A 5,272-nucleotide genomic window follows, 5' to 3' on the forward strand; every position below is an offset into this window, starting at 1 on the left:
ACTTGGATTCAATTTATTTTGTCCAAGTGGCTAACTTGTTATTGAAATTTTCGGATATTTTTAGCAACTAATTTTGAACGAAAAATGAATTCATTGTGTACATAACTTTATACGACCATCAAATAGGTAGTTAAGGACAGAAATGAGATAGAGATTATTGCTAAATACCAAATGAGACGTGATTCGGAACGTGAAGATAATTTATGCTTTTTCACTCGGATACTCTCTATTACTAAGGCCACGGGTGGATAAATGCATAGTCCCAATAAACTAAAGGCAAATGGATTGATCCAAGGTTTTCCAGCAGATCTTTGAATAAGGCTAGAGATTAATATGATAAACAGAATGAAAGTCGGACTAACTTCGATAATTTTACGCATGAGGATCGCCCTCTTGAGATAATTCTTTATTTTCACCGCTATTAAGTATCTAGAAATCTTTTTAAGCAAACTATACCGTCTAAAAAGTGAATCTGTTTTGTATATTGTTTAAAATGTAAAACATGTTATACTAAAAATGTAAAAAGTATTTGACATTTTTACGGAGAATACAATGAAAAATATAATTAAACAAAAGCGAAAAGAATTGAAACTATCACAAGATGAGTTAAGTAAATTAGCAGGTGTGACTAGGCAAACTGTTAATGCTATTGAAAATGATAAGTATGATCCCTCTTTGAGCCTAGCTTTTCAGTTAGCTGCTATTTTACATATTCGAGTTGATGAATTATTCAGATTTGGAGATGAACGTGATGACCAATACTAGAAAATACTTCTTCAAGAGAGCTATTTTGGTAACTCTTTTAGCTGCATTCTTTTTACTATGGTTATTGTCTAGAGTGACTTTGAATCAGGATCTGTCACCGGTTTTCTTTGTACTGATAACAGTGTTCTTTATTTATCAACAGAAACGTTTAGATAAGGGTGGAAGTACTAATATTTTTAAAATAGCTCGGGATGGCTTTCCTCAGGGATTAAAACATGATGATGAGCGTGAAGCTAAGAATGCTTTGACAGCAAGTTTCTTTAGTCAAAGATTCACGGCTGGCTTCATTATTTTGGTAATTGGGATCTCATTGATTCTGGCAAGCTATAAAGTGATTGATGAAAATATCTTCAATATTAACGCCTTTGGTATCTTAGGAACCACAATATTGATAGTACAAGAGTGGAGTTTTTACTACGAATATAGTCGTTTAGACAAATAAAAAATTTAAAAATAAAAAAACAGCATCTATTAGGATAGACATGCATTCTGGCCTTTAAAACCAAGTGCTTGTGTTCTCAAATAGGTGCTGTTTGTTTATACTTTTAGTTCTTTCTTATTAAAGTTATCCATATCGGTAATTAACTGATTAACTTTTTCAATACTGCCAATGTAAACACCACTAGCTAGTGGGTGTCCGCCACCGCCGTATTTTTCAGCCATGCCATTAATTGAAATTGACTTAGAACGTAAATTGACGCGGAAACGATTCAAATCTTTTTCACTGACAACAATCCAAGTTTTAACTTTGTCGATTCGACCGATTAGAGGGACTGCATGATCTAATTCGCCATCGTCTAAATGAAATTGATCCAAAGTATCCTTGCGAATCACAATATAGCCGAAACCAGAATCAGTTATTTGTAAGTTATCCAAAATGTAGGCTTCTAATCGAGCCACTTGAAGTGACATTTGGTCTTCTTGCAAACTAATTTTAGAAATATTGATACCAGTTTTAGCTAATTTAGCAGAAGTGATCAGTGTACGGTAGCTGGTTTCACCATTTAAGAAACGGACAGTATCACCGATAATTCCTGAATATAGTTTGGCAGCAATCTTTTTAGTGAGTTCAAAATTAGAAATTTTTTCAGTAAAAGAGAAAATCATTTCGGCACAACTAGAGAAAGTATCATCGACCCAATTCATATCACCGAAAGGGTCAACATTGGGATGATGATCAATTTTAATGATTTCAGCAGCTTGTTTATAGGCACCATTATTGTCAATTCTTCGCGCGTTAGCAGTATCCACTGTAATAACTAAGGCATCTTTGAAAGTAGAATCAGGAATATTTTGCATTTGACCAATCCAATTCAGGACTGGCAAATCGATTCCCGTGACGTAAATATTTTTTTGAGGGAAGACTTCATGAAGAATGGCGGCTAAGCCAGTTTGTGAGCCAATCGCATCTGGATCTGGATTGCGATGTCTGAGAATAATAATTGTACTATACTGTTCAACCTTTTTTAAAATGTCATTAATCATAAGACTACACCCCAACGATTATTAAATTAATTATGAATCAAACTTACCTAAAATTAACCTTTAATCGTTAGGTAAGTCAATAAAAAAACTTTAAATAAAAGAATATCCTAAAAGATACTATAGCACTTAGTCTAACAACGACTTACAAAAATGTAAGGAAATGTAAGAAGAATCGCACGACCCAAATTACCCGAGCAGTTATGATAGATATATCAAATGGAGGGAAGAACAAATGCAAAAAATTGTCGATGTACAAAATGTTGAAAAGATTTATGGAAAAGCTGGGGAAAAACAATTCAAAGCTTTGTCCGATGTTAATTTTGAAGTTAAGCCTGGCGAATTCGTTGGAATTATGGGTGCTTCAGGTTCAGGTAAAACAACACTTTTAAATATTCTATCTACATTAGATACACCAACAAGTGGTCAAGTTGAGATTGCTGGTGAAGATATTACTAAGTTGAATAATAATCAAATGGCTGACTTTCGTGCCAATAAGATTGGTTTCATTTTCCAAGATTTTAACTTGTTAGAAAATTTAACAGCCTATGAAAATATTGCTTTGCCATTAGCATTACAGAATACAGCTGCTAAAAAAATTAAGCCAGCTGTTCAAAGTATTGCTGAAAAATTAGGTTTAACTGATATTTTGAATCACTATCCAACTGAATTATCCGGTGGTCAAAAACAAAGAGTTGCCGCCGCTCGTGCTCTGGTTCATGAACCATCAATCGTTTTTGGTGACGAACCTACAGGTGCTTTGGATTCTAAGAGTGCTCGTGCTTTGTTAGATACTTTGACTAAGATCAATCGTGAAGACAATGTATCGATTCTTTTAGTAACACATGATCCATTTTCAGCTAGTTTCTGTGATCGTATTTTATTCATTAAAGATGGTGAGATTGGTCAAGAATTAAAGAAAGAAGAAAATTCGCGTGCTGAATTTTATCAAGAAATCCTAGATTCATTAGGAACATTTGCAGAATAGGGGAGGAAAATATGTTAAACAAATTAGCTTTAAGTGGAATTAAGCACCGTCTCCGTGACTACACCGTTTTATTTTCAGGTTTGATGATTGCATCGGCTATCTTCTATATGTTTATGTCTCTAGCAACTAATCAGGCTTTTCTAAGCTCCAATTCTCCGGCCGCTGCTACTAGTTTCATCTTCGGTTTCGGAATTGTTTTACTAGCAATTATCACAATTGTTTATGTTAATTACGCTAATACTTTCTTACTGAGTATGCGTCAAAAAGAGTATGGGATGTTTATGATGCTCGGTGCCAAAAGTAGTAAGATTTCACGGATGATTTTTGTCGAAACATTTGCTATTGGTGCCATTTCAACATTGATCGGTTCGGCCATTGGTATTTTTGCCACGGGATTTGTAGGTAGATGGTTAATTGGTTTACTAGATATGAGAGTTAAACACTTCAGCAGTTTCTATTTACCAGCTTTACTTTGGACTTTGTTATTCTTTATCGTGATTTTCATGTTTTCAGCTATTAGAAATTCAGTATCTCTACGTCGTACCAAAGTTCTTACTTTATTAAATCGTGACAGTCAGCCAGTTAAAATTAAACGTAACGGCGTTATGAAAGCAATTCAAGCTTTACTTGGTTTGATCTTGCTGGCAATTGGTTACTTGACTATGTACTTTTCTGGTCATAATCCTGGGTTTATCTATCTGGGCATTCCAATTGCCTTGGTAACAATTGTTGCTGGTACTTACTTTACAATCAATGCTTTTGTTACGGCAATTATTATTATGTTGAAGAGAAATATCAAGTACTCACAAAAAGGATTGAATAATTTTACTCTTTCACAGTTAAGTTTCCGTATTAATGATTACACTAAGATTCTTTCAATGGTTTCAATCATGTTTGCTTTAGCTTTAGGTGCTATTACTGTTGGTTTAGGTTTTAACAACCAAATTGATAACGTCGTAAATGGTCAAAACTATTATGATGTTCAAGTGACGAATCCTAATGCTACTCAAGAGAAGAATATTAAACAATTAAGCATTCAGAAAAAAGATACTTATAATTTTAAATCTGACGGTAAAGCTGTTTACTATCGTAGCAGTCAATTTAAGAGTCAACCAATTGGTTATGCCAATATGAATGTTGATACAATGGTATTCCGATTAAAGAAATCTTCAGATCCAGCTAAAAATTCAAATGCGGCTTATGAGTTAATGAATACACGTCTTCCCAAATATAGAACTATGGAAGCTAAATTTGTTAGTGATGCTCAATACGATAGTATCAAAGGACAAGAATCAACAACTGTATTGATTAAAACCACCTCGTTCAAGAATAATCTTGCTATGATCAAACAGATTTCAAAAGATGAAATTAAACGTTTCCCAGAACTTAAAAATGCTGGTGGTGACAAGTATTCTGCCTATACATTAGTTAATGGTTTCTTTTCTGGACTAGAATTCATGGGATTCTTCTTAGGAATTGCTTTCTTGGCTATGTTAGCTAGTTGCCTGATGTTCAAGATTCTTTCTGGAGCTAACGGTGACGTTAAACGTTACAATATGCTTTACAAAATTGGTACGAGACAAAAAGTCTTACGCAGTACAATCAATAAGGAAATTGGTGTGTTATTCTCGGTTCCAGCCATCTTAGGTATTATTCATGTGTTAATTGGTTTACAACTATTCGTTAAACTTTTGTATAAACCTTATACAAATATTGAGATACCATTTGCAATTTTCCTAGTTTTATATTTAGGATATTACTTCTTAACAAGATATCTTTATAAGAAGATCGTTCTTAAATAACAGTTTCAGTTCCTTCCGGGGAACTGCGATCGACGGGTATTAACCTTTCGATCGCAGCTTTCCGGAAACGGAAAGCACTTCCCCCCAATAAATAATTTCAATTGTTAGACATGTCTAACACCCTTAATAAAGTAGAGCAGGGATCACTCAACAAATCCTCAAATCTACAATTTAAAAATGAGGCTGTGACATAAGTCTCAAAAAATAAAAGCTGATGAATGAGATTCTTATTTCA

At 33.9% G+C, this 5,272-nt stretch carries 6 protein-coding genes; 4 read left to right on the forward strand and 2 right to left on the reverse strand.

The annotated features are described in order from the left end of the window. Positions 1 to 107: 107 nt before the first annotated feature. On the reverse strand, positions 108 to 380 hold the full coding sequence (locus FD33_RS12585) for a hypothetical protein (protein ID WP_156407815.1): 273 nt from the start codon (positions 378 to 380) through the stop codon (positions 108 to 110). Between the two features lie 172 nt (positions 381 to 552). Between FD33_RS12585 and FD33_RS01415 the strand changes: the two genes are divergently transcribed. After that, on the forward strand, positions 553 to 765 hold the full coding sequence (locus FD33_RS01415) for a helix-turn-helix transcriptional regulator (protein ID WP_056950903.1): 213 nt from the start codon (positions 553 to 555) through the stop codon (positions 763 to 765). Further along, positions 752 to 1,207, forward strand: coding sequence for a hypothetical protein (locus tag FD33_RS01420; protein ID WP_025086266.1), 456 nt, complete (start codon positions 752 to 754; stop codon positions 1,205 to 1,207). The genes FD33_RS01415 and FD33_RS01420 overlap by 14 nt, the downstream gene beginning before the upstream one ends. Before the next feature lie 95 nt (positions 1,208 to 1,302). Here FD33_RS01420 and FD33_RS01425 read toward each other — a convergent pair whose 3' ends face one another. Then, positions 1,303 to 2,250, reverse strand: a complete 948-nt coding sequence (locus FD33_RS01425; protein WP_056955691.1) for a DHH family phosphoesterase — start codon at positions 2,248 to 2,250, stop codon at positions 1,303 to 1,305. Between the two features lie 232 nt (positions 2,251 to 2,482). Here FD33_RS01425 and FD33_RS01430 point away from each other — a divergent pair, with 232 nt between their 5' ends. Beyond that, complete coding sequence (locus FD33_RS01430; protein WP_025086267.1) at positions 2,483 to 3,235, forward strand: ABC transporter ATP-binding protein; 753 nt, start codon at positions 2,483 to 2,485, stop codon at positions 3,233 to 3,235. Positions 3,236 to 3,246: 11 nt separating this feature from the next. Continuing rightward, positions 3,247 to 5,037 carry an FtsX-like permease family protein gene (locus tag FD33_RS01435; protein WP_025086268.1) on the forward strand — a complete coding sequence of 597 codons (1,791 nt, stop codon included), beginning with the start codon at positions 3,247 to 3,249 and terminating at the stop codon, positions 5,035 to 5,037. The last annotated feature ends 235 nt before the right edge of the window (positions 5,038 to 5,272 follow it).

This window comes from Companilactobacillus paralimentarius DSM 13238 = JCM 10415, from assembly GCF_001434985.1.
Lineage (GTDB): Bacteria > Bacillota > Bacilli > Lactobacillales > Lactobacillaceae > Companilactobacillus > Companilactobacillus paralimentarius.